This window comes from Paenibacillus sp. OV219 (assembly GCF_900110075.1).
GTDB lineage: Bacteria > Bacillota > Bacilli > Paenibacillales > Paenibacillaceae > Paenibacillus_Z.
Genome location: NZ_FOCJ01000004.1, coordinates 172,226 through 198,144, shown reverse-complemented (window position 1 = coordinate 198,144; position 25,919 = coordinate 172,226). Strand labels below are relative to the sequence as shown.

The window sequence follows — 25,919 nt, the reverse complement described above, 5'->3', positions numbered from 1 at the left end:
AGGCGATTGCTATGAAGACCATCGCAGTGACGGGAGCAAGCGGCAAGCTTGGGGTACGTGTCGTAGAGGAGCTACAGCGGCAAGGCTATGAGGTCGTTGCGCTGGATACCCGCCGCAGCGACAAGCTGCGTTGCAAGCAGATAACGGTGAATCTATCTGAACTAGGGCAAGTGGTCAGCGGCATTCATGGTGCGGATGCGATCGTCCACTTAGCAGCGATTCCGTCGCCGACAGGCTATACCAATGAGCATATTTTTGCGAACAATGTGACCTCTACATACAATGTGCTCGAGGCTGCTTCTCTTCTGGGCATTAAGAAGGCGGTATTCGGCTCAAGTGAATCATCATACGGCTTCTGCTGGGCACCGACTCCGTTCGATCCGCACTATTTGCCAGTCGATGAAGCGCATCCGCAGCTGCCGCAGGAGTGCTATGGGCTCTCAAAGATCGTGAATGAGCAGACGGCGGAGATGTTCAATCTTCGGAATGGCATGCAGGTCGTGGCGATGCGCTATTCGATGATCACAACGGAGGAGGAGCTGAAGTGGCATCGGCAAAGCTTCGCCGACCCTTCTCGCTTCAAGAATATTCTGTGGAGCTACATTCATGTAGATGATGCCGTCTCCGCAACGATTGCGGCGCTCACCGCCGAAGGCCTCGGCTATGTGTCGCTCGGCATTACGAGCAGCGATACGCTTAGCGATTGGGAAACGGAGCGGCTGCTCGCGGAGTTTTACCCCGAAGTGCGCGACCGCAGGAAGCGCTTTGAAGGGCGCGAAGCGATTGTGAGCAACGAGCTAGCCGGGCGTTTGCTGAACTGGAGCCCGGTGCGTTCGTGGGCGGATGTGGAATAGTAGTTTGCAATTGTGAGTGAATGCCTCGCCTGCTCCGGATGGAGCGGGCGGGGCTTTTTATTTTGCTTTATAGTAACTTGGATGACATAGCCCTTCTCATTGAAGAGAGATTTTGTAATAATTTGTACTATAGAAAAGAAACTCGAGGTGTGGTTCAAATGAAAATTTGGGAAATAAGTTCAAGCGAAGAATGTATGGTTGTAACTGTTGATGATGATGATGACAGAATTATGATTGCTTTATAGAGCCGAAAATCACAATTTGTAATGTGATAAGAGTTATTGATTGCATTGATTATGAGAGGTCAATACCAACATATTTTAAAAGTAGTGGTAGACTCTCTGGGTTCAAAAAGATTGCTTTTGTCCCCGAAAAGATTAAAGATATTCCAATATTTAAAGTTCCAGAACATACAGTAACTAGAATCTACGTCTCTGATGCATTTCGTAATGCGGTACTAGACTCAAAACTAAAGGGACTAGACTTTAATGAAGTTTGGGACTCTGAAATAACGGAAGATATGGCACGTCAGAAAGAGCAGAAGTATGCTGATATGCTTGCTAACATAGAGAAGAATAAAGGCGAAGAGTTTGATTGGAACACTGCTGCTAAGTTAATGGAGTCAGGGAAAGCAGTGGCAAGTGGAAAGTGGAAATTGCAAGCAGACGTTAATGGAAATATGCTTATAGGGCAACTAGCCATGGATGGGAGCTACTCCTGGGTAGAGCCATTTTATATCCCGCCAGTATTGTTAGAATTGAATTGGCATGAAATAGAGAAGACAATGCTATAATGGTGACAAGCTTACAACTTTCGAAGAGGTGATGGAATCATGATAGGTCGCAGCGGGAATCCAACGTTGAATGACAAAACTTTTGAGAAAACAGGTAATTACTCCAGCACGAACCGGATGACCATTAACGGGACGGTCAACAAAGCGTTCATTACGCTGGCGATCCTCCTTGGCGGCGCTTTTGCCACTTGGTCGATGTACTTCGATGGCAGGAATGTGCTGCCGTTCGTCGTGGCAGGGGCCATAGGCGGGTTCATTCTTGCGCTAGTCATTAGCTTCAAACCAACGACTGCGCCGTTTCTCGTACCAATCTATGCTGCGCTCGAAGGCTGCTTCCTCGGGGCATTGTCAGCGGGCTACGAGAGCAAGTACCACGGCATTACGCTGCAAGCCGCGCTCATAACGATGTGCGTGTTCTTCGCGCTACTAGTTGCATACAAGACGAGGCTGATTCGAGCGACGGAGAACTTCAAGCTTGGCGTATTCGCAGCAACCGGCGGCATTGCGCTCGTCTACCTCGTGAGCATGGTTCTTGGCATGTTCGGTGTCTCAGTGCCTTACTTGCATGACAGTACGCCACTTGGTATTGGCATCTCACTTGTCATTGTCGTTATCGCGGCACTGAACCTCGTGCTGGATTTCGATTTCATCGAGCAAGGAGCAGACCAAGGCGCACCGAAGTACATGGAATGGTACGGCGCTTTCGGCCTCATGGTGACGCTTGTGTGGCTGTATATTGAAATTCTTCGTTTGCTAGCGAAGCTGCGCAGCCGCGACTAACAGTAAAGTAGCCAATGAGTGAAAGAGAGTACTTCAGGGATCTACATTAGCAAAAAAAGCTGCATCAAATTGAAAGCCTCGCCCCTTCGAAGAAGGTGCGAGGCTTTTTTGCTTTCGATGCTTACGTCTTACACCCGGTAAGCCGACGGACTAACACCCGTCACCTTCTTGAACACATTACAGAAGTAGTTTTGGTCCTCATACCCGACCAGCTGCGAGATGCGCGCGATCTTCAGCGTCGTTGTACGGAGCAGCTCCTTCGACCGTTCGATGCGCGCGCGCGTGACATAGTCGTTAAAGCTGATGCCGACGACGCTCTTGAACCGCTTGGAGAAATAATTCGGGTGAATGTAGTAGTTGTCGCTCACCCATTGCAACGACAAGTCCTCCTCATAATGCTGCTGCACATAGTGCTGCACGTGCTCGATGATCTCGTCGCAGGAGCGCTCGGCGCCGCGGTCGAGCATGCTGCTCAGCCGCTCTAGCTGCTGTTCGATAATCGCAATAATATCGTGCCAATCCGTGAGGCTCTCGAGGCTGGCAATTGGCGTGCCGAGACTCCAGTTCGGCAGGTCGATGGCCGTCTTGGCGGCATGCTTGCGGAGCATATGAATGATCTCGGTGTACAGGTACTCCACCTGTTCATACCGCGCGTCCGGCGACTCCGCGAGAGAGTGGAACAGCTGCGCCGCATAGTCGAGAAACTCCCGGTGCCGCCCCTCCTCCAGCATGGCGGTCAACCCTCGCTCTGCCTGATTCATCAGCTGTGTATAACCCGATACGCCAGCCCCTGCGCCGGCAGCTCCGTTCCCGCCATTCCCAACTTTCACTCCACTCCCGCCGTTCACTCCGTTCGCGCCACCAGCGCCACTCCCGCCAACCACTCCACCGCCCGAGTCCACATAAACATTCCCATTGCCGAACAGCAGCCGGTTCTGCAGCGCCTTCCTTGCTTCCATGCAGGAGAGCCGCAGCTGCGTCAGCTCTTCCTTCACGCCGCCGACGCCGATGGAGACGATGAGGCCGAGATGCTGGCGAATCCAGCTAACCGTCTGCGTGAGCGTCTCCCCAATGCGTCCAAGGTCGAGCGCATCCGCCTGAGAGCCGAGGAAGACGACAATCTCTTCCGAGTGATAGGCATGCTTGAACGCGATGACTTCAATCGGAAGCGCGACTAGCGCATTTTCGATGCTGTTCTGCACCGCGAAGCGGGCGAGCGGTTCTTCATTCTCGCCAAAGCGCGATGTCTCGTTACGGTAGACGATTCGCACCGATGCGCCTGTGAACGAGTGGCTGCGCACCAAGCCAATCGGCAGCCCATCCCAGCGGGCATCCTGCTCCGAGATCAGATGCGTCAGCTGAAAATCTAGCGGCTGCAAGTTGCTCTGGCGAATCATCTCGTTCAACTCACTTAGCTTGGAACGATCAGCCTCCTGCTGCCGCTCCGCATGCAGTTCCTCTACGAGTCCCGCCAGCAAAACATGCAGCTTCTGTTTGTCGATTGGCTTCAGCAAATAATCTTTCACATTATAGAGCAGCGCTTCACGCACATATTCGAACTCATTGAAGCCGCTGATGATGACAAACTTCACGTTCGGAAAGTTGACCCGCGCCTGGTTGATGAACTGCAGTCCGTCCAGGCCTGGCATTCTGACGTCGGTAAGGACGATATCCGGCTGGCAGTTCACAAGCTGGAACATCGCTTCGAATCCGTCGCCAGCCTCTCCGGCAAGCTCAAGACCGAGTGTCTTCCAATCGATCTTGCGTATCAGACCTTCCCGCAGCAGCGGCTCGTCTTCAACGATGAGAACCTTCATCCGCTTCATCCCCTCCTGCAGTCTGCTTCGGCAGCACAAAATAAATCCGTGTGCCAACGCCCGGCTGACTGTCAATTTCAACCCGCGGGTCGCTGTCGTAGTACATTTGAATCCGCCTAAATACATTCGCAAGTCCGATCATGGTGCGGGAGGAGGACTGTCTGGACACGATATCGCTCGTATTGCTCAGCTTGCGGTGGAAGAGCTCGATCATGGCGGGGTCCATACCGACTCCGTTATCCTCCACGATAATTTTCAGCCTAGTTTCATCGAGACTGCCAATCGTGACATGCACCGACTTGAAGCCGACCTTCTGCTCCAGGCCATGAATAATCGCATTCTCAACCAGAGGCTGAATAAGAAACTTGGGCAAAATCAACTCTTCAATGCCGGGCTCCACATCAATCTCATAGGCAAACAGCTTGGCGAAACGGATCCGATAGATGGACAGATACTGGTCCAGATGCGTAACTTCTTCCTGCACCGTTGCGAGGCTGCCGCCGTTCAGGTTATAGCGAAGCATGCTCCCGAGCGCGATACAAATATACGAGACTCGCTCATCCCCATCAATTGAGGAGATGCTGTCGATTGTGCTTAATGTATTGTAGAGAAAATGCGGGTTAATCTGCGTTTGCAGCGCCTTGATCTCAGCCTCTTTCTTGAGCAGCTCCGTCTCATAGACTTTGGAGATGAGCGTACTGATCTCGGATGTCATCTTGTTAAAGCTATGCTGGATGGTTGACAGCTCGTCATTGCCCTTCACTTCAATCGTAGCTCCGAAGTCGCCCATTTCCACCTGCTTCATCTTCTTGTTGAGCTCCTTCAGCGGGCGGGTTACACCAGCGGCAATGAGCGAAGCGAGCAGCATCGCAGAGAGGAAGCTGATCATGGCGACGATGATGAGCGTATTGCGAAAGGTATCCACCTTCTGCAGCACTTGCCCCAGAGGAACACTGCCGATAATGATCCAGTCGCCGGCGTTCAGTCTTTCATAATAGCCGATGAACGTTTTACTCTCATTTTCAAATCGGAAATTAACGTAATCATTCGACTTCTGCGCCTGCTTATAGGCAGCGAACAGCGGACTTCTTGCAAGGGTCTTGCCAATATCCGCTTTATTTTGCGTGTAGATGATGCGTCCGGCGCGGTCTGCAATGTAATACTTGCTGCCGTTGTCGGTTTGCAGGCCTAGTAATATTTTGTCAAGCACGCCGGGGTCCATATCAATCTTGATATAGCCGATCGGACGCTGCGCATTCATCATAATGCGTTTGAGCAGTTGAATATAGCTGACGGATTGGACTGGAGTCACGGTTGTGCTGATGGTCGTATACGAGACGGACCAGAACGGGAAGCCATCCATTTGAAGTGCCTTTTGATTTAGCTTCGCCTGTTCCTGATCCAGCAGTTGTTTGACACTCGGGTTGTAATAGTAGTAGCTGGATAATTGCGTCCCGTCCAAACGGGTAATCGAAATGAAGGAAATGAGCGGATTTTGTACCTTCTGGGAAACAAGCTTATTGCGGAAATATTGTTCATTGTCGAAGTTCGGGGGACCGTCGAGGAATTTCTGCAGCGAGGTATCGCTGAAATAGCTGTAGCCCGTATTCGAGATCGTCTTGAAATGGAGATTCAGCGTATCGACCGTTTGCTCGGTCATCTTCTCAAGGCCTTGCAGGGTAGAAGCTTCAAGCTCGCGGCTCATGATGCGGTAATAGGAGTAGCCCATGATGATGGCCGTGAGGCTGATGACGATGAAGAAGGAGAGAATCATTTTATTGCGGAACTGCATGATAAGGAACCCCCTAACATCTGTAACCGCTTTCCTTTGCTTTGCGATTGTATTCGACAAATTCAGATGGTTTCCTTTTTTTAAAATATAAGAACGTATAAGTCTCACCTTATACGTCTGTCTTATATTTCACCGCGAAACGTTAGCTTTACCGCCGAAGGACGGTGCCAGCCGTTTACGCTTTAGGCGTTCTTTATTCTAGAAGTTGCTTAAATTATTGCTAATCGAATGTTAAGATATTACATAGAAAGCGCTACCAACTGAGCCTATACTTGAGTTGTAAATCAGATAATCATTCGAGGGAGGCAGTCAATTGAAGAACAAGTTGAAGTTCAGAACATGGTCAAGCTTGGCAATTGTTCTCGTCTTAATGCTCATCGTTTCAGCTTGTGGGGGCAGCAATAGCGGTAACAACAATACTAGCTCGAATACAAGCAACAACACCAGCACGACAGACAATACTGCAACTACGAACGACACTTCGAACACGAATGCGACGACAAACAACACAACAGATAATACAGCAACTACAGATAACGCAGCTGCAAGCGGTGGTAACGTCGATATTACAGTATGGGATCAGCCGAATCCGGACGATACGATGAAATCCGTGAAAGAAGAAGTGTTTGCTGATTTTGAAACGGCGAATCCGGGCATTAAAGTCAAGCACGAGTTGATGCCGCAAGGCACGAACGACCGTGAAGTATTCGTAACGGCGATGGCGGGCGGCAACGGCCCGGATGCGTACCACGCGGCTCACTTCCCGATCATTGGTGACTGGGTAGGCCAAGGTCTTGCGCTTGACTTGACGCCTTACTGGGATAGCTATGCGGACAAAGATCAATTTATTGCTTCTTCGATGCAAGCAGGTACAATCGATGGCAAGGTATACGGCATTCCGCACGATATGTACGTAACCGGCTTGTTCTGGAACAAGAAGATGTTCGAAGCAGCAGGACTTGACCGTGATACACCTCCTGCGACCTGGGATCAGCTGGTTGAATTCGGCCAGAAGCTGACGAATACGTCCAAGAAGCAGTACGGAATTACGCTGCTTGGTATGGAATGGGCGGACTGGTGGTTTGAGTATTATGTATGGCAAGCAGGCGGTGACCTGACGCATGTGAATGACGACGGTACTGTACAATTGGCGTTCACAGAAGATCCTTCGGTTCAAGCACTGCAATTTTATAAAGATCTCAAGTGGAAGTACAAAATCGTACAAAACAACGTGCTCCAAAGCTACCAGGATAATATGAACGATATTTTCCAAGGTCGAGCGGCCATGTCGAATGCAGCATCCGGCGGCTTCGGCGACTATGTTGCGCAAGGTATGGATTTGAACGATGTAGGCTTTGCTCCATATCCGGTAGGTCCTGGCGGCAAAGGCCCAGGCCAAATCGGCGGCGCTTACTGGATCATCAATCCGAAGACTTCCAAAGAGAAGCAGGACGCAGCATGGAAATACATCACTTACATGAATTCCAAAGAAGTAGCTGAGAAATTTTTGACATTCCAGCAAGACAACGGTATGTTCCCGAATCTGCTGTCCGTTCGCAGCGACGTTGATCCTTCGCAATTCGCGAAAGACATCTCGCCTGAGCTTGTAGCAGCCGTGAACAAAGCGGCTTCCGACACGCACCTCGAGTACTTCCTGAAAGAGCGTCTGACTCCATATGTCGTTAAAGCGGTTCAAAAAGCGCTGACAGATGAGAAATCAGATCCTAAGCAGCTCCTCCAAGAAGCGCAAGATGCAGCGCAAAAAGAAGTTGTCGATGCGTATAACGCATCCGTGAAGAAATAAGGCAGCGTAACAAAGGCGGAGTCGATCGGCGGGCACTTTAGGTGCTAGCTGCGCTGCTCCGCCTGCCATTTCGAAGGGAGGCGTCAATACGTTGAAAACAGCTATAGAGCAGCAGCCTCAGGTGCAAGTGCGGGTCAGAACCCGTTCAAGGTTTAAGATTTCCTGGACATCGATCGCTTTCCTGACTCCGGCGATTGTTTGTTTTTTGCTGTTCAAGTACTACCCGCTCATTCAAGCCGTCTATATGGGTTTCTTCGATTACAAAGTCATCAACCCGCCAGGCAAGTTCGTCTGGCTGGATAACTATAAGTATTTGATTCATTCGACCGAGTTCTGGAATGCACTCAAGAACACGTTCGCGTTCTTCTTTATTTATTTCGTCCTTACGTTCTGGGTGCCGATTGTACAGGCGGTGCTGCTGAACGAGATCAAGTTCGCGAGCAAGACGCTCCGCTCCTTGTATTTGCTGCCGACGGCGGTTCCAGCGGTTGCCGGCTACTTGCTGTGGAAGTGGCTCTATAATCCGGATTACGGCCTGCTGAACTATCTGCTTCACTTCATCGGTCTTGGTCCTTATGGATGGTTGAATGATCCTGCTACGGCAAAGTGGTCAATCGTACTGCCAGGCGTATTCGCGACAGGAATGGGTATGCTCATCTACTATTCTGCGCTGCAAGGCATTCCAAGCGAGAATATCGAAGCAGCAAAGATTGATGGTGCAGGTCCATGGCGCCGGATGCGTTCGATCGTATTCCCAAGCCTGAAATTCATTATTGGCATTCAATTTATTTCGTTTATATCCGGCGTCTTCTTAACGTTCGACCCGATGTACATCATGACAGGCGGCGGTCCGGCGAACAGCACGCGGACGCTCTCCATGCTCGTCTTCAACAGCTCCTTCAAAGAGTTCCGCTTTGGGGTGGCAGGCGCGATCTCATTCGTCATGTTCGCCATTATTGCAATTATTACGTTTGTGCAGATTAAGATATCGAATCGGGATTAGCGTGTGCGTGAAATGCGAGAAGATTTGCGAGAATTACGAGATATGCGAGATTTGCGAAGCAGGAAGGAGCAGCTCATGGCTGGACGCGGACGTATTAAGGAGAAAGGCGGACTCTCCGTCAAGATCGTCTCTTACACGGTTGCTATTATTTTCATCCTATCGTCGATTGTGCCGCTGGTCTGGATGATCAGTTCGTCGATGAAGGACAACATATCCATCTATAAGTTTCCTCCGACATGGCTTCCCGAGGTGCCGAAGACGGTCAGTGTAACGCTGAATTATGACGGCACGGATTTGAAAAAAGCAGATTATGAGCTAGATGCGATGGAAGCGATCTGGTTCACCTGGAAACGAATGCAGAACGAAGCTGTCGGTGCGATGAAGATTACTGGCGTTAAGGATGGCGTCGTCGTCTATAAAGCATCCATGCCTGCATATAAGTTTACGGTGGGACGATCTGAGATTGTCCCGACGATGATCGCTACTCATGCGATTATGAAGAACAAGCTGCAGAAAATTCATAACCTCAAGCTAACGACCTTCGATTACAAGGGTGACGGCGGCAAGTACAGCGGGGATACGACGGTTGCCGCAGAGCTGCCTGAGCAGGCGACCAATGCATTGAAATGGCTGTCCGAGTCCAAAGTGGTCAAGGGCAAGGTGCTGACTATCGGTGAAGTAAGCGACTGGAAGCGGCTGTTCGACAACTATATCGTGCTATGGGAGATGACCGGCGGCTCGGAAAGCAAGACGAGTACAGCTTCGTACGGCTTCCCGCACTTCTTGCTGAACAGCGTCATCGTTACTGGTGTAACGATTATATTGCAGCTCATTATAGGGGGCACAGCGGGCTATGCACTTGCACATCTTGTTCGCAAAAGCCTCAGCGGCTGGCTGACGCTCTTCTTCGTCGCGACGATCATGATCCCGGAGATTGCGATTCTCGTTCCGCTCTATCTCACGATGGATAAGCTGCATTTGGTCAATTCGCTGTGGGGCATTATTTTGCCGCATACCGCTTGGGGAATCGTCATCTTCCTGTTCAAAGGCTTCTTCGAGCAGCTGCCCGGCGAACTTTTGCAGGCAGGTCGAATTGACGGTGCAAGCGAGATCAAAATCTTCTACCGCATCGTTGTGCCGATGTCAGCGCCGATCTTCACCGTTGTTGCGGTTATGACATTCATCGCGGTATGGAATGAATTCTTGTGGCCGCTCGTCGTTGCTCGGACGCAGGACGTATGGACGTTTACCGTTGCTCTGAACGACTTCCAGCAGCGGAGAAGTCTAGGGTCGAACGTTATTATGTCAAGTCTCGTTATCGCTACGATTCCGCTTATGCTCATCATTACGTCCTGTCAGAAGCTGATTGAGAAAGGCGTTTCTTTCACAGGGCTCAAAGGGTAGGAGATCGCTTTGGAACGTAAAGTGGCTTTAGTAACCGGTTCGGGGCGCGGCATTGGCAAAGGGATTGCGCATGCTTTTGCCAACGCGGGCTACGACGTGTGTGTCAACTATAATAAGAGCGCCAAGCAGGCGGAGGAAGTCGTTCAGCAGCTGCGTGGGCTTGGCGTGAAGGCAGAAGCGGTGCAAGCGAACATTGCCGACCTCGACAACGTGGCTTCGCTTATCGAGCAGGTGGAGAGCCGGTTCGGTCGGCTCGACGTCCTCGTGAACAATTCGGGTATTACGCGAATGAAGCCGTTCCTCGAGACGTCTCCAGAGCTGTTCGACGAGGTGGTTCACACCGACTTTCGCGGCTTGTATTTCTGCTCGCAGCATGCGGCTCGCTTGATGGTGAAGCAGGGTACGCAGGGCGTCATCATTCATATCAGCTCGAATCATGCGGAGGGCAACTGGGCGAACTCGACCGTGTACGCGGCATCGAAGGCTGCGGTGAACAAGCTGGCGAAGAACATGGCGCTGGACCTTGCTCCGCACGGCATTCGGGTCGTCGGTATTGCCCCTGGCTACACGAAGAATAGCTGGGCGGATGGAAGTGAACGTGTGCAGAAAATGATCGAGAATATCTCTTCGCGCATTCCGATGGGACGGTTCTGCACACCGCAGGAGGTTGGCGAAGCGGCAGTGTTTCTAGCTTCGGGCAGCGCGGGCTATATGACGGGAACGACGATCTATATGGATGGCGGCGCTCTGCTTCCGGTATGGGCGGAGAAGGGGAATAACGGCTAGACGGCGAAGGTTTGGGTGGCCAAGTCTACGAAGCAAAGGAGATTCGAATTGTGAAAATAACAGATATGAAGCTCTACCATGTCAAGCCTCGCTGGCTGTTCCTGAAGATTGAGACCGACGAGGGGATTGTGGGCTGGGGCGAGCCGATTGTGGAAGGCCGAGCCTTGACGGTTGCGACGGCTATTGAAGAGCTGAAGCGCTATCTGATTGGCGAAGATCCGCTTCGCATTGAGCATCACTGGCAGGTCATGTACCGTGGAACGTTCTACCGCGGCGGTCCTGTGCTCGTCAGCGCGATTAGCGGCATTGAGCAAGCATTGTGGGATATTAAAGGCAAGTTCTACAACTTGCCTGTCTATGAGATGCTCGGCGGCCGCGTGCGCGATAAGATCCGCATGTACTGCCACTGCGGAGGCGCAACGCCTGAGGAGTTCGCGGAGAACGCGAAGAAGCGGGTCGCGGCGGGCTTTGACGCGATCAAGACCGGCGTAGATGCGCCTGTACGCAACGTGGATTCGCTCGCCTTCGTGGAGAGCCAAGTGAACAAGTTCGCGGCTGCTCGCGAAGCGGTTGGCAGCGGTGTCGATATTGCAATTGACTTCCACGGGCGCGTCAGCCCGGCGATGGCAATTCGATTGGCGGCTGCGCTGGAGCCGTACTATCCGATGTTCATCGAAGAGCCGTGCTTGCCGGAGAATGTCGATCAATTGCTGCGCGTCGCGCAATCGACGAGCATTCCGATCGCGACAGGCGAGCGGCTGTTCACGCGCTGGGGCTTCCGCGAAGCGCTGGAGAAAGGCGCGGTCGCGATCGTGCAGCCGGATCTGTGCCATGCCGGCGGCATCTTCGAAGGCCGCAAAATCGCCGCCATGGCAGAGACTTACTACGCGTCCATCGCACCGCACAATCCGCTCGGACCGATCTCGCTCGCGTCCTGCCTGCAGCTTGATGCGTGCACGCCGAACTTCCTCATTCAAGAGCATCCGTCGATGGCGGAGAAGTGGGACCTTGGCGAAGGCTATCTGAAGAAGCCGTTCGAAGTCATCGACGGTCATGTCGCGATCCCGCAAGGTCCGGGGCTTGGCATCGAAATCAACGAAGAAGCGCTCATCGAACGCAGCTTCGGCGGGGACTGGGACACGCCTCGCCTCGCGTACGATGACGGATCGTTCGCGGAATGGTAATCGAGTAGAATAGGGCCGGCCCCCCTCTCTAAGCCCGCCCCCCCCCCAAAAAAAGCCCCCTCTCTACTTAGTACTTAGAGAGGGGGCTTTTTTTGGGAGGCTGTAATTCATCGGTTGAAACAGGTAGAGGTAAATTCTCTTTCTAACAGCGAAACTGCTTCGCACGCCTAAAACGCCCCTAGAGAGGGGCTATTCCCCTCTCTACGACCAATTTCTCGTCGTATGCACCCGGAGAGAGGAATAATCCTCTCTCAACTTGTTTAAGGCCTGCCTGCATCGGGCAGCGGTTCTTCTTCCGAGAGAGGCTAAAACCTCGCTTGCCAACCTCATTCACGCTACAATTCCTCATTTAGTGTACCTGAAGCGGAATCCAAGGCTGAGAGATCATATACGTTCTCTCACGCGGAAAAAGGAACGATTATAGCTGAGAGTGCAGATATGGATCTCTCAGAGCAGAGAATAGCCTGGATCGGGCGGAATCCAAGGCTGAGAGATCATATACGTTCTCTCACGCGGAAAAAGGAACGATTATAGCTGAGAGTGCAGATATGGATCTCTCAGAGCAGAGAATAGCCTGGATCGGGCGGAATCCAAGGCTGAGAGATCATATACGTTCTCTCACGCGGAAAAAGGAACGATTATATAGCTGAGAGTGCAGATATGGATCTCTCAGAGCAGAGAATAGCCTGGATCGGGCGGAATCCAAGGCTGAGAGATCATATACGTTCTCTCACGCGGAAAAAGCGGTGAGTTGAGAGCTGAGAGATCGTATACGTTCTCTCAGCTCTCAACATTGAAAATTTTGACAACCACCCCACAACTCGCTACCATGAAGGCAACGAAGCACCGCTGCCGGGTATCGAGCCAACGCAAGCGGCGGGCAAAGGAGCGAACGTGTGCAATGGAAGCGAAGCTGGATATAATCGTCCGTTCCACGGAGATTGATGTGAACGGGCATGTGAATAACGCCAAGTATCTCGAATACTTGGAGTGGGGGAGAGAAGAGTGGTACGAGCAGGCAGGGCTGCACTACAACGTCTTCCTTGGGATGGGCATTCAAACGGTGACAGTGAACATTAACATTAGTTACCGCAAAGAGTGCAAGCAAGGCGACAAGCTGACCGTCACGACAGCGCCGGAGCAGGTAGGGCGCACAAGCTACGTGCTGAAGCAGCAAATCGTGAATAACCGCGGGGAGCTGTGCGCCGATGCGCTTGTGACAAGTGTCACGATGGATGTGGAGACGCGCAAGAGCCGCGAAGTACCGGAGCAGCTGCGGAAGTTTTTTGAACATGAGAAGAGTTAATAACAAAAACAGCTAAATCCAATGACACACATGAACATTTCTATTGTTAGAAATGTTCGCGTGTGTCTTTTTTATTGCCTTTATTAACTAATCGTAATTTTTTCGACTTTTCCAATAAAAAACTCCACTCTCAAAACCGCGCATTCTTTTTACAATAAGATCAGATTTCGGATATTGAGGTGAAGCACGATGACGATGACGCATCCACTCGTACGAATGGAAGGGATCATGAAGCAGTTCCCTGGTGTGCAAGCGCTCTCAGAAGGCCGTTTCGAGCTGATGCCGGGCGAGGTGCACGCACTGGTTGGCGAGAATGGCGCTGGTAAATCCACGCTCATGAAAATATTAGCGGGCATCTATCAGCAAGATGCCGGTACGATCTGGCTGAGCGACAAACAAACAGCGATCTTAGGCACGAAGGCCGCGCAGCAGCTGGGAATCAGCATTATCCATCAGGAATTGAATTTAATTCCCGACTTGACGCTCGCACAGAACTTGTACATCGGCAGGGAATCCCGCAAATATTTCGGCCTTGCCCTCGACGACAGAACAATTAACGAACGGACGGCCGAATGGCTCGGCAGGCTCGGCCTGACGCTGGATCCGCGCTTGAAGGCTTCCGATTTGTCGGTCGCCAAGCAGCAGATGGTGGAAATTGCCAAAGCGCTTTCCTATAACGCCGAAGTGCTCATCATGGACGAGCCGACGGCGGCGCTGACCGATACGGAAATCAAGGAGCTGTTCCGCATGGTGCGGCAGCTGCGGGCGGAAGGCGTTGGCATCGTCTATATTTCTCACCGGATGGAGGAGCTGAAGCAGATCAGCGACCGGATCACGGTCATGCGCGACGGTCAGTACATCGGAACGGTACCGACGGCAGATACGTCGATTGATCGGATTAAATCGTCGTGCAGAAGCCGTTCAATATGGGCTATCTCGCCGTCAAAACGGCTGTGCAGCTGCATCAAGGTAAGAAAGCTGCCCCTCGTATGGATACTGGCTCGCAGGTAATTTGGAAAAAGACGATGTACGGCAAAGAAAATCAGAAGCTGCTGTTCCCTTTCCTGGATCAGAAACGTTAAATGGCTGTATCGGGCATAATGAAATAGGAAATCATGGAACAGAAGGCGATGCTAAGCAGCATCGCCTTTTTCATAGGCTATAGAGATGGGTCAATCATAAGAAGATCGAAGACCGAGGGAGGCATTAACGATGAACTATCGGATGGAGCGAGACTCCATGGGTGAAATTGCGGTAGAGGCGAACCGGATGTGGGGCGCTCAGACCGAGCGGAGCCTGCACCATTTTAAGATTGGCACAGAGAAGATGCCGCGGGAGCTCATCACAGCATTCGCATTCTTGAAGAAAGCGGCAGCAACCGTCAACAGTGGACTTGGCAAGCTGGATGCGAAGAAGGCAGAGGCGATTGCGGCTGCGGCTGATGAAGTAATCGCCGGGAAGTGGTTGGAGGAATTCCCGCTCTCCGTATGGCAGACAGGCAGCGGCACGCAGTCCAATATGAATGTGAATGAAGTCATTGCCCGCCGAGCGGCGCAGCTGCTCCAGGAGCAAGGCGCGACGGACGCGGCTGTACATCCGAACGATGACGTGAACCGCTCCCAGAGCTCGAACGACACCTTTCCGACGGCGATGCATATCGCAGCGCTTATTGCGGTCGAAGACACCGTACTTCCGGCAATTGCACAGCTGAAGGCAACACTCGCGGAGAAGAGCAAAGCGTTCGCCGATATTATCAAGATTGGGCGCACGCATCTGCAAGATGCGACTCCGCTCACGTTGGGGCAGGAGATTAGCGGCTGGGTTCGCATGCTCGAGAAAGGTGAGCGCAACGTAAAGCATAGTCTCGAGGAGCTGCGCGAGCTTGCGATTGGCGGTACGGCTGTAGGCACAGGGCTGAACGCCCCGCCGGGATTCAGCGAGAAAGTCGCAGCGGCGATCAGCGATCTCACAGGCAAAGGCTTCATCAGTGCACCGAACAAGTTCCAAGCGCTAACGAGCCATGACGAGATCGTCTTCGTGCACGGCGCCTTTAAGGCACTGGCGGCGGATCTGATGAAGATCGCCAACGACGTCCGCTGGCTGTCGAGCGGCCCGCGCTGCGGCATTGGGGAAATTCGGATTCCAGAGAATGAGCCTGGCAGCTCCATCATGCCGGGGAAAATTAATCCGACACAATGTGAAGCAATAACAATGGTTGCTTGTCAAATAATGGGCAACGATGCGACGATCGGGTTCGCAGCAAGCCAAGGCAATTTCGAGCTGAACGTATTCAAGCCGGTCATTATTCACAATTTCCTGCAGTCGGCGAGGCTGCTGAGCGACGCGATGCGCTCCTTCGATGAGCATTGTGCGCGCGGCATTGAACCGAACCGCGAGGCCATTGCCCGCCATCTTAGCGAGTCGCTTATGCTCGTAACTGCGCTGAATCCGCACATCGGCTACGAGAATGCGGCTGCGATTGCCAAGGCGGCGCACAAGGAAGGGCTAACGCTGCGGGAGGCAGCTATTCGAAGCGGACTGCTAACAGCTGAGAAGTTCGATGAAGTCGTTCGTGCGGAGGATATGGTTTAGCGTTCTCTACTGCCAGCATGAAACAAAATTTTCTAATTGGGTTATGCTAATAATTCGTGCAAATCTGACAAATTGACTTTGCGTTCATAGCCAATATCAAGTATTATGGTTAGAAAAGATCTGGCTGCAAAGGAGACTATCGTGCTATGAATGCTTCGAAGAAAAGTAACTGCAAAATCGTCGACTGTACGATCCGCGATGGCGGACTCGTCAATAACTGGGATTTCAGCGTAGAGTTCGTTCAGCACTTATATCATTCGTTGAATGAAGCTGGCGTTGAGTATATGGAAATCGGCTACAAGAACTCGCCGAAGCTGCTCAAAGGTGCTGAAGGCGCAGGTCCTTGGCGTTTCCTAGATGATGACTTCTTGCGTAAAGTCATTCCGCAGAAGCTGAACACGAAGCTGTCTGCGCTCGTCGATATCGGCCGTGTAGATGAGAATGATATTTTGCCGCGTGAAGAGAGTATGCTTGATCTGATCCGTGTTGCGTGCTACATTCAAGACGTGCCGAAGGCACTTGAGCTTGTTAACGTATTCCACGAGCGTGGTTATGAAACCACTCTCAACATTATGGCGCTCTCCAACGTTATGGAGAACCAGCTGCTTGAAGCGTTTGAACTGATCGAAGCAAGTGTCGTAGACGTGGTTTATGTTGTAGACTCGTACGGCAGCTTGGATCCGAACGACTTCAACTACCTAGTTAGCAAATTCCAGAAGTACCTGCCAAGCAAGCGTCTTGGTGTGCACACGCACAACAACATGCAACTGGCATTCGCGAACACGCTTATCTCTGTTGAGAAGGGCGTAGAGTTCCTCGACGCTTCCGTATACGGCATGGGCCGCGCAGCGGGTAACTGCCCAACTGAGCTGCTTGTTGCTCACTTGAAGAATACGAAGTACAACGTGCGTCCAGTTCTGGACATGATCGAGAAATATATGATTACGCTCCGTGAGAAAGAAGAATGGGGCTACATTATTCCTTACATGATTACAGGTATGCTGGATGAGCACCCTCGCTCGGCGATGGCGCTTCGCGACTCCGAGGACAAAGATAAAGCGGTCGATTTCTATGACAAGCTGACGACACCGGAAGTACTGCATAGCAAATAATCTAATCACATACCAGGGCAAGAGACGGCAGAAGGCTTTAGACCTTTTGTCGTCTTTTTCGTGTACGGTCATGCTTCGTTGATTTCCCACATACACGTAATAGAGACTCCGTGCGAATCAAGCGAACCAAGCGAATCAAGCGAACCTTATCTGGAGGTTGGGTTACAAATGAATGATGAAACCAAGCGGGGGACAAGCGTTGACTCGGTGGATTTGCAGCAGCATATCGAGCAGTTTTACCGGGACGGCTTCACGCTGGTACGGAACGTACTAAGTGAAGAGGAAGCGGATGAGCTTCAGCGGCAGCATCGGCATATCTTCGAGACGACCGAGCCGGACGGGTATGGCGCCAATCTGCGAACCAAAATGTTCGAGCGAGGGGATATCTTCCTCCAGCTCATCAATAAGTCGCCGACCGTGGAGTTTGCGGAAGCGGTGCTTGGCGCGAACTGCCACATGTTCTCGAACAATGCGCTCTATACGACGCCGGGCACAGGCATTGATTTCTGGCATGTGGATGAAGATTTGTTCTTCCCCATCCCAGAGGAAGCCGAGTTGGATCCGCGCATTACGATGCCGTGCTTCATGTTCAGCGCCATGTACTACCTTACGGATGTGACAGAAGATATGGGACCGACACAGCTTGTACCGGGCAGCCACCGCAGCGGCCGGCATCCGGCTTCTCCGAAGGAGACGCCATATTATAACGACCAAGGACCGGTATCGATTCTGGCACGTAAGGGCGATGTGCTATACTTCAACGGCCAAACCTGGCATCGTGGCGCCAAAAATGAAAGCGACCGAGTCCGGCAAGTCCAGCAAGTCACATACGGCAGACGTTGGGTGTCGCAGCGATTTTATCCTTTTATCAACTATGTGATGCCGCAGGAAGTGATTAATCTTATGGAGGGAAATCCGAGGCTGAAGCGGCTGATGGGCTTTCATCCGCGCGGGCCGTACGGGTGAACTTATCGAAGCACAGCACGGAGCAATTCCGTGCTGTTTTTATATGATTCGACTCTTTTACTAGTCCATATTGAAATTTGGTAAGGCTTCCATTACAATAAAGTCCATTCTATACCATGATTGGCGTTACTGAACTTGAGAGGGAGTGGCTGTGACATGGAGAATACATTAGCGCTAATCAAGAGGCGTTTGGAAGCACGCCCTACTTTGCCGGCATTGTCGCCGAAGCTTGCGTGGGACTCGTCGCTCGATGATCAAATTGCGGACTTGCCACTTGAAACAACATTAAGGACAAGGGCTGCCGAGGCTGCGCTTATTGCGCTCCGGGCAGGGATGTATCTGCTCAATGATAATTTGGATGCTTCACATTCGCAGTCGCAGGAGATTGAGGATGACGCGACAGGCGCTTACTGGCACGGCATTATGCACCGCATGGAAGGCGATTACTCGAACGCGAACTATTGGTTCAGCCAAGCAGGCGCTCATCCAGCGATGGAGAAGCTGCAGGTGCGGGTAGCTGACTGGATTCAGAACAGCGTCGTTCTTGGAGATCTGCCAGACGGCCAGATCCGTGATGCACTGCTACATATGAAACAGCAGGTTCGCTGGAACCCAAATGCATTTACGAGCATGGTTGCGCTGCAGGAGAGCGGAGCACTTTCGGAGGAGACCAGAAGCGCGATTGAATATGTGCAGCATATGGAGCTGATAGAGCTGTTCGACTATACGTGTGAAGCGGCTAAGCGCGTATTGGAAACTTAATCATTCAGATCTCAGAGAAGAAGGACCTCATGACCACGTGTATTACGTGATCATGAGGTCCTTCTTCATTCCTGTTACAGACTAAGTTAATTTAGGGGCTTGCTTCGACTTTGCTTTTACCGCTGTGTCTAATTCACCATCGGCTTCTGCTTGTGGCTGTGATTGTGCAGCCAGCTTGCGGAACGGCCACCAGTTTGCTTCACCGAACAAGTTGGCGAGAGCTGGAACAACGAGTCCCATGAACACAGTTGCGTACAGGATCAGACCGATTACGATGCCCGCACCGATCTGCAGCAGCGTATTGACGCCCGAGAGCATCAGTGCAGCGAATGTGCCGCCCATGATGACAGCTGCCGAAATAATAACGCCACCGGTCGTCGACATCGCCTTCGTCATCGCATACGTAATGCCGCGCGGTCGGTATTCTTCCTTGAACCTTGCCATCAGGAAGATGCTGTAGTCAACACCAAGCGCAACGATGATGAGGAAGACGAAGAACGATGCGCTCCACGACAGCCCTTCCTTGCCTAGCAGATCGACGAAGATAAATTCGACGATACCCATCGTCACGAGGAAGTTAAAGCCGAGCGACAGCAGTACATAGAGCGGCGCGATAATCGAGCGGAGTAGAATCATGAGCACGATGAAAATACCGATCAGCACGTAGGAGCCAGTTCTCATAAAGTCTGTCTTCGAGATGTCCTTCAGCTCATTGATCTGAGCCGATGTACCGGAAATATACAGTTTAGCCTCTTTAATGGAGCCGCCATCGAGGCTGCTGTGCAGCGCATCGCGGATTTGTTCCACCGTCGTTAGCGCCTCCGGCGAATAAGGGTTCACGGACAGCACGATATCAAGCTTCGCGGTCTTGCCGTCCGTCGAGATGTAGTAATCAAGAGCTTGCTGCATTTCTGGCGTATCAAGTGCTGCCTGCGGCAGGTTCCAGCCTGGAATTTGGCTGTCACCGATGGACTTCTGAGCGTCGCTTACGGTTGTGAGACCACTGGAAACATCAGCAAGGCCTTTCGCGCCATCTTTAAGACCGCTCGTTAGCTCTTTGAGGCCGCCGCCGAGCTTCGCTGTTCCGTCGGCTGCATCGTTCTGTCCGGCTGCGAGCTGGCCGAGACCGTTCGTGACCGATTGCACACCGGGATTCAGCTTCGTGAAGCTTGTGGCGAGCTGGCTTGCGCCGCTCTGCAGCTGATGCAAGCCGCCGGAGAGCCCTTTTTGCTTGCCGAGCAGCTGCTGCATCTCAGGTTCTTTGGCAAGCTCAGGATATTTCTTCAGCAGCGCCTGAAAGTTGCCACTCATCGAATCCGAGACGTCTGTGCTTTGCTTCAGTCCACCGGACAGGCTGCCTGCTCCTTTGGAAGCTTGCTCCAGTCCGCCATAAATTTGCTGCAGCCCTTTCTGTGCCTCGGCCGTCTTGGATGCCATCGTACGAAGTCCATCCGTCAGCTTCTGAACGTCACCTTGACCGCTGTCAAGCGAACCACTGGCATCTTGAAGGCCGCCGGCTACTTTGTTAACACCGTTTTTCATCTGCTGAAGCGCATCAGAGGTTTTAGTCAGCTGGTCTGATACGGTTAGATCCTTCAGCTGCTCGCCGAGTGGGCGGACGGCGCTGCGTACTTCTTTGACGCCGCTTAGCTTCGCGACGCTTGCGCTTGCGGTTTCAAGTGCGGCAAGTGCAGACGACGTTCGCATGGACTCAGAGGATGTCAGCGCGACGGACAGCGGGAACACTTCGCCGGAGCCGAAGGAATGCTCGACTTGACGGAACCCTTGAACGGAGCCGAGCTTCGGATCGATTTCGGCGAGATCGTCGAAAGAACGCTTGTTATGGTAGAGCAGCGTCAGTGGAGTCAACAGCAAGACGGTTACTACCAGGATGGCAACCGGCCTGCGTGCAGCCAGGGACGCCATTCCTTTCCACAGCTTCGATTCGCCATGACCTTGGCCCGCAGTTTTGGAAGGCCAAAATGTTGCTTTGCCAAACACCATCAAGAGCGCAGGTGTCAGCGTTAAACCTGCAATAAGCGTAACTGCCACGCCGATCGCTACACCTACAGCTGACTGGTACAGTCCGAACTGTGCGAAGCCGATCAGGAAGAACGCGACGAACACGGTGCTAGCCGAGAAAGCGACTGTCTTGCCGACTGTCCTCATCGTTCTGACTAGTGCTTCTACTTTATCGCCATCATGGCTGAACTCCTCGCGGAACCGCTGAATGAGCAGAATACAGTAGTCCGTACCAGCTCCGAACATGACCGCAATCAGGAACGATTGGGTGAAGGAGGAGACTGGCATGCCGAGATGCGTCGCCGCCGCTACAAGGCCTGTCGTAATGACGAGCGATAGACCGATCGTAATGAGCGGGATGAACGGTGCAACCGGGGAACGGAAGACAATGAGCAGAATAACAAGGACAAGAACGACGGTAAGGAGCTCCGTCTTCTTCAATCCCTCCTCTGAGCTGCTCTGAAAATCTTTCCCGATCGGCGCGCTGCCTGTCAGCTCAACCTTGGTGCCATTTGGGGCGTCTTTGACCTTGGAGGCTAAAATATCGACCGCTTCTTGCGTGAGCATGTCGTTATCCGCGTTCGTGAAGCCGACGATGACGAGCTCCGTCGTACCGTCCTTGCTTCGGAACTTGGATGCAAGCTCAGGCGTTTCATACGCCGATTGCACGGATTTGAAGCCCTGATCCTCCTTCAGCGAGGAGAGCTCATCGACTTTGGCTTTCAGCCAGCTGCGATCCTGCTCTGTAAGGCCATTTTCCCGTGAAAAGACGATAATGGCGCTTGATTTCACCGTTGTCTCCGGATTGATCCGCTCAAGCAGCTGTTTCGCAACGACTGATTCGGAATCTGCCGGGATAAACTTCTGCTCCGTTTGGCGGACGATGGACTGTAAATTCGGCAGCGTTAGTACGGAAACGAATGTAATGACGAGCCAGCCGATAATAATCGCCCACCTTGCTTTGGCAAGTCCGCGGATTAAACGTTCTGTCATTTCTGAATTCCTCCCTAAACTTCGTATTCTCTAAGTTTAGTTATAGCGTAACGGAAGAACAGAAGTCAATATTTTGGACTGTCGGTCATAATTATTTTACATTGTATTTCACAGATATATCAGGCATATAAGAGTTTTTATGTGAATGTGTTGTATCATGAATTATAAGAAACTTATACCGACGGTCAAGTAATGTTTACGTTAAGTAGGGGCTATGCTACAATAAAAGAGAGTAAAACGCAGAAATGACGGAGGAACGAGCGATGAAGCGCGAGCTCAAGAAGGAACAGACGCGCCTGCGCATCAAGGAAGCGGCGCTTGATTTGATCGCCGATCATGGCTATGAAGCGACGACGATCGAAGAGATCGCGAAGCAGGCTGGTGTTGCGAAGGGGACTTTTTTTAACTATTTCTCATCGAAGGATGAGCTTATATGTGATTTGCAGGCAGTATTCGCCATGAATGAGGTCGCGAAGCTAAAGGACCAGCCGGGACCGCTCGTACCGCGGTTTCAGTTATTGATCTTCCAGCTCGTGAAGGAGTTTGAGCTGAGCAAGACGCTCACGCGAGCGCTCTTCCAAGCGATGTTCGGCAGCCAGCGTCAGCTGGGGTCGCACAATCGTTTGCTCGACTCGCTCAAGGAGGTGCTCCTCCCGCTCATCCGACAAGGCCAGGACAACGGCGAGCTTCGCCGCGACATGCCAGCCGAGATGATTGCCCAGCAGGCGTTCCAATCTTACTTTGGAACACTCATCATCTGGTCGATGGAGGAGAACGACGAGCCGCTCGATAGTCGGATGGCGATGGCATTCGAGTTGTTTTTTAGAGGCATTACGGTGTAAAGGCAGTGATGATGTGTTTATGGGCATCGGCTTCATCCGAATGGGGATGAGGTCGGTGTTTTTTTTGGTTGGAGTGGGGAGTGAGGGTCCTTGGAGGGGAACAACGGTGAATGGTGTGAAAGAGAGTCATCTAGGGATACACATTGGGGGGAAATGGGTCGGAATGCCGAAAGAGTATCCCGTAGCGATGCACATTGGCGGGAAATGGACCGGAAAGCTGAAAGAGTATCCCCAGGGATACACATTGGGGGGAAATGGGTCGGGATGCCGACAGAGTAGTATCACGTAGTGCTCTTCTTTGGAGTCAAGTAGCTGGGGCCTGGTAGACTACATTGGTGGAAATTCGGTGGAATGAGGGAAAGTAGCTGGATTGTTGGACTACATTGGTGGAATTTCGATGGAATTTGAGAATGTAGCTGGTCTGGTGGACTACATCGGCGGAATTCAGGTGTCATGAGAGAAAGTAGCTGGTTAGATGGACTACATTGGTGGAAAATCGGTGGAATTTGAGAATGTAGCTGGTCTGGTGGACTACATTGGAGGAAATTTGGCGAAATGAGCGAAAGTAGCTGGTCTGGTGGACTACATTGGTGGAAAATCTTGCGGAATGAGAGAAAGTAGCTGGTCTGGTGGACTACATTGGTGGAAATCTAGCGGAATGAAGGCAAGTAGCTGGTCTGGTGGACTACATTGGTGTAAATCCGGTGGGATGAGTGAAAGAAGCTGCTCTGGTGGACTACATTGGTGGGAATTTGGTGGAATGAGGAAAGTAGGAAAGTAGCTGGTTAGGTGGACTACATAGTAGGGATGGGAGAATGTAGCAGGTCTAGTTGACTAACTAGTTACTCTATCAATGTGCGAGATACCTCACTGCGACCGAAATTCCTCAGGTGCAAGAGGAGTAACCAGTACCCCACTCGAGCAGATAACCAGCAAAAACAGCTCAAGAGGAGTAACCAGTACCCCACTTGAGCAGAAAACCAGCAAAAACAGCCCAAGAGGGGTAGCAGGTACCCCTCTTGAGCAGAAGATCAGCAAAAATAGCCCAAGAGGAGTACCCCGTACCCCTCTTACTCAGAAAACCAAACAAAATCACGCAAGAGTGCTTTCCTGCCCTCTCCTACGCTGCATACCAACGGAAAAAACGCGAGGAGAGGTCCTCACCTCGACGCGTCTCTCTGCTGAGCTCTCTTTTAAAACCCTGCCAACTCCCCATCGCCGCGGATTGCTGCTGCGTGGTGCTGGACGTTCGGATGGAAGTAGCCATATGCGTTGAACGGTTTGCCACCGGCAGTGATCCCCGCAAGTGTAACGCCGATCTGCTCGGATTCGTTGAACATACGAAGCAGCGACGTCTGCGTCATCCCGTCAATCTCAATGTACCACAGCTTAAAGCCCGTCTCCGTGACAACTACGAGCTGGGCAGCCGTGAAAGCAAGCCGCGTGGTGTTCTCGTTATATGTAATACTAAGCTCCGCCAAATGATACGTTTCCAAGGCAATAAGCCTCCTTCCTTCTCGCAAAAATAATCTTCTCCCGATTGTAATGTCCCACCTCTCATATTGCAACAATTGCTCCGGCCCACACGTCGAAAGTGATAAGACGCCTTTTACAAATATTGGAGTCTGAACTTGCGACTCAAGGGGGAATAGGAATGCAACAACCAATGAAGCGATTCAAACTAAAGAGAGAAAGAATTCAGAAACGCGCAGCAAAGCTCAAAGTAGGCCTATTACTGGCAACCGCACTCATTACGCTTATGACGGGATGTTCTTCCGGCAACAACAATCAAGGCAATAACAGTTCTTCGGAAAATGCTTCGAATACGGCGACGAATGATACGGGGAACGCAGCAAGCTCGGATGCCGCAGACAACAGCAGCTCTGCAAACAAAGCGGACAACAGCTCCAGCAGTAACTCCAATTCCAGCACATCAGACAGCACAGCCGCTCCAGACAAACCCGCGGCAGACGACACAGATCGGACTGACACTAAGGATTCTCATGATGAAACTGGCAACTCGCAATACGACAGCTCGCAACCGGGCCAATTGACAGCGGGAGAATGGGATGACCTCGGGGAGTGGAAGAGGTGGAAGAAGCTGCTTCAGGGTAATGAAGGGGCAGATAACGAGTCGTACTGGTCGATGTTTCCGGAGAATCGGCTAGAGGTGATCGTGACGGGAGGCGGCAAGCCGGTACCTGACGCTGATGTCAGCATCGTGGATGAAGACGGAGAGACAATCTGGGAAGCGCACACCAATATGGACGGAGAAGCGTATGCTTTTGCAGGCTTGTTCGATGAGCAAGGGACGGACGACACGTACGGCGTGGTTGTGCAATCTGGCAACAGCGAGAAACGGTACGAGAATGTGCCGATCCCAAGAGACTCTGCCTTGAAGATAGATCTCGACGCTTCTGCCAAAATCCCTAGTGCGCTTGATCTGATGCTAGTCGTAGATACGACGGGTTCGATGGAGGATGAGTTGAACTATCTCAAAACAGAGCTGAAGGACGTTGTCGAGCGAGTCGGCCAGGACAACGGACAACAGCTAGATATCCGGGTGAGCGCGAACTTTTACCGGGATAAGAACGATGCCTATGTCGTGCGTGATTTTCCGTTTACGGGCGATATTGATGATGTCGTGAAACAGCTTGGAGAGCAGAAAGCAGCAGGCGGTGGAGATTTTCCGGAGGCAGTGGACCAAGCGCTGGACAATGCGATCAATGAGCACAAATGGAGCAATGACGCTAGAGCACGCCTTTTGTTCCTCGTCATGGATGCCCCGCCGCACCATGATCGCAAAGTGACGAAACACATGCATGAGCTGATCGAGACAGCATCTGCCGAAGCCATTCGGATCATCCCGGTCGCATCAAGCGGCGTGGATGTCAGCACGGAGTATTTGATGCGGTTTATTGCGGCTGCCACAGGCGGTACTTACTTGTTCTTGACCGATCACAGCGGCATTGGAAACGACCATTTGAAGCCAGCGGTCGGCGAATTTGAAGTGAAAGCGCTGAACGATCTGCTCGTCGATGTAATCAATCGTTATACTTCGTAGAAGAAAGGCTTCTTTTGTCGGAAAATGTTTTAGGAAAGTGTTA

At 51.8% G+C, this 25,919-nt stretch carries 19 protein-coding genes and 1 pseudogene; 16 read left to right on the top strand and 4 right to left on the bottom strand.

What is annotated here, in order from left to right:
- The first annotated feature begins 11 nt into the window (after positions 1-11).
- From BMY11_RS12690 to BMY11_RS12675, 3 genes are all read left to right on the top strand, one after another.
- Positions 12-854 (top strand): NAD-dependent epimerase/dehydratase family protein, encoded by an 843-nt coding sequence (locus tag BMY11_RS12690; RefSeq protein ID WP_090576166.1) that lies wholly within the window; start codon positions 12-14, stop codon positions 852-854.
- A 268-nt stretch (positions 855-1,122) separates the two neighbouring features.
- A complete protein-coding gene (locus tag BMY11_RS12680) occupies positions 1,123-1,647 on the top strand; it encodes an imm11 family protein (protein WP_090576163.1) in 525 nt (174 codons plus the stop codon).
- A 39-nt stretch (positions 1,648-1,686) separates the two neighbouring features.
- Positions 1,687-2,427 carry a Bax inhibitor-1/YccA family protein gene (locus BMY11_RS12675; protein ID WP_090576160.1) on the top strand — a complete coding sequence of 247 codons (741 nt, stop codon included), beginning with the start codon at positions 1,687-1,689 and terminating at the stop codon, positions 2,425-2,427.
- A gap of 128 nt (positions 2,428-2,555) precedes the next feature.
- Here the strand turns inward: BMY11_RS12675 and BMY11_RS12670 are convergent, their stop codons facing one another.
- Together BMY11_RS12670 and BMY11_RS12665 are read right to left on the bottom strand one after the other, a co-directional pair.
- On the bottom strand, positions 2,556-4,244 hold the full coding sequence (locus BMY11_RS12670; RefSeq protein WP_177182618.1) for a response regulator: 1,689 nt from the start codon (positions 4,242-4,244) through the stop codon (positions 2,556-2,558).
- Complete coding sequence (locus tag BMY11_RS12665; RefSeq protein WP_090576154.1) at positions 4,225-6,036, bottom strand: cache domain-containing sensor histidine kinase; 1,812 nt, start codon at positions 6,034-6,036, stop codon at positions 4,225-4,227. Before BMY11_RS12665 ends, BMY11_RS12670 begins: the two co-directional genes overlap by 20 nt.
- 313 nt (positions 6,037-6,349) lie before the next feature.
- On the opposite strand from BMY11_RS12665, the gene BMY11_RS12660 reads away from it, so the two are divergent.
- The 11 genes and pseudogenes from BMY11_RS12660 (at position 6,350) to BMY11_RS12610 (ending at position 18,955) form a co-directional block, all read left to right on the top strand.
- Positions 6,350-7,840 (top strand): extracellular solute-binding protein, encoded by a 1,491-nt coding sequence (locus BMY11_RS12660; RefSeq protein WP_090576152.1) that lies wholly within the window; start codon positions 6,350-6,352, stop codon positions 7,838-7,840.
- Between the two features lie 91 nt (positions 7,841-7,931).
- A complete protein-coding gene (locus tag BMY11_RS12655; RefSeq protein WP_090576148.1) occupies positions 7,932-8,843 on the top strand; it encodes a carbohydrate ABC transporter permease in 912 nt (303 codons plus the stop codon).
- A 75-nt stretch (positions 8,844-8,918) separates the two neighbouring features.
- Entirely contained in the window at positions 8,919-10,247 is a 1,329-nt protein-coding gene (locus BMY11_RS12650; RefSeq protein WP_177182617.1) for a carbohydrate ABC transporter permease, read from the top strand.
- A gap of 9 nt (positions 10,248-10,256) precedes the next feature.
- Positions 10,257-11,033 carry an SDR family NAD(P)-dependent oxidoreductase gene (locus BMY11_RS12645; protein ID WP_177182616.1) on the top strand — a complete coding sequence of 259 codons (777 nt, stop codon included), beginning with the start codon at positions 10,257-10,259 and terminating at the stop codon, positions 11,031-11,033.
- A 50-nt stretch (positions 11,034-11,083) separates the two neighbouring features.
- Positions 11,084-12,217, top strand: a complete 1,134-nt coding sequence (gene dgoD, locus BMY11_RS12640; protein ID WP_090576139.1) for a galactonate dehydratase — start codon at positions 11,084-11,086, stop codon at positions 12,215-12,217.
- A 901-nt stretch (positions 12,218-13,118) separates the two neighbouring features.
- Positions 13,119-13,523 carry an acyl-CoA thioesterase gene (locus BMY11_RS12635; protein WP_371262823.1) on the top strand — a complete coding sequence of 135 codons (405 nt, stop codon included), beginning with the start codon at positions 13,119-13,121 and terminating at the stop codon, positions 13,521-13,523.
- Positions 13,524-13,718: 195 nt separating this feature from the next.
- A pseudogene (locus tag BMY11_RS12630) lies at positions 13,719-14,450 on the top strand (ATP-binding cassette domain-containing protein); the annotation flags it as partial.
- A gap of 285 nt (positions 14,451-14,735) precedes the next feature.
- Complete coding sequence (gene fumC, locus BMY11_RS12625) at positions 14,736-16,115, top strand: class II fumarate hydratase (protein WP_090576134.1); 1,380 nt, start codon at positions 14,736-14,738, stop codon at positions 16,113-16,115.
- A 146-nt stretch (positions 16,116-16,261) separates the two neighbouring features.
- Entirely contained in the window at positions 16,262-17,227 is a 966-nt protein-coding gene (locus tag BMY11_RS12620; protein WP_090576130.1) for an aldolase catalytic domain-containing protein, read from the top strand.
- A 168-nt stretch (positions 17,228-17,395) separates the two neighbouring features.
- Positions 17,396-18,193 (top strand): phytanoyl-CoA dioxygenase family protein, encoded by a 798-nt coding sequence (locus BMY11_RS12615; RefSeq protein WP_090576126.1) that lies wholly within the window; start codon positions 17,396-17,398, stop codon positions 18,191-18,193.
- Positions 18,194-18,349: 156 nt separating this feature from the next.
- The gene (locus BMY11_RS12610; protein WP_090576121.1) at positions 18,350-18,955 is read left to right on the top strand and encodes a hypothetical protein; all 606 of its coding nucleotides are present in this window, start codon (positions 18,350-18,352) and stop codon (positions 18,953-18,955) included.
- 81 nt (positions 18,956-19,036) lie between these two features.
- On the opposite strand, the gene BMY11_RS12605 is transcribed toward BMY11_RS12610, so the two are convergent.
- Entirely contained in the window at positions 19,037-21,970 is a 2,934-nt protein-coding gene (locus BMY11_RS12605; protein WP_090576118.1) for an efflux RND transporter permease subunit, read from the bottom strand.
- A 245-nt stretch (positions 21,971-22,215) separates the two neighbouring features.
- Here BMY11_RS12605 and BMY11_RS12600 point away from each other — a divergent pair, with 245 nt between their 5' ends.
- A complete protein-coding gene (locus BMY11_RS12600) occupies positions 22,216-22,812 on the top strand; it encodes a TetR/AcrR family transcriptional regulator (protein ID WP_090576115.1) in 597 nt (198 codons plus the stop codon).
- A gap of 1,193 nt (positions 22,813-24,005) precedes the next feature.
- Here BMY11_RS12600 and BMY11_RS12590 read toward each other — a convergent pair.
- Positions 24,006-24,308, bottom strand: coding sequence for a hypothetical protein (locus BMY11_RS12590; RefSeq protein WP_090576109.1), 303 nt, complete (start codon positions 24,306-24,308; stop codon positions 24,006-24,008).
- A gap of 158 nt (positions 24,309-24,466) precedes the next feature.
- On the opposite strand from BMY11_RS12590, the gene BMY11_RS12585 reads away from it, so the two are divergent.
- Positions 24,467-25,876 carry a vWA domain-containing protein gene (locus BMY11_RS12585; RefSeq protein ID WP_090576107.1) on the top strand — a complete coding sequence of 470 codons (1,410 nt, stop codon included), beginning with the start codon at positions 24,467-24,469 and terminating at the stop codon, positions 25,874-25,876.
- The last annotated feature ends 43 nt before the right edge of the window (positions 25,877-25,919 follow it).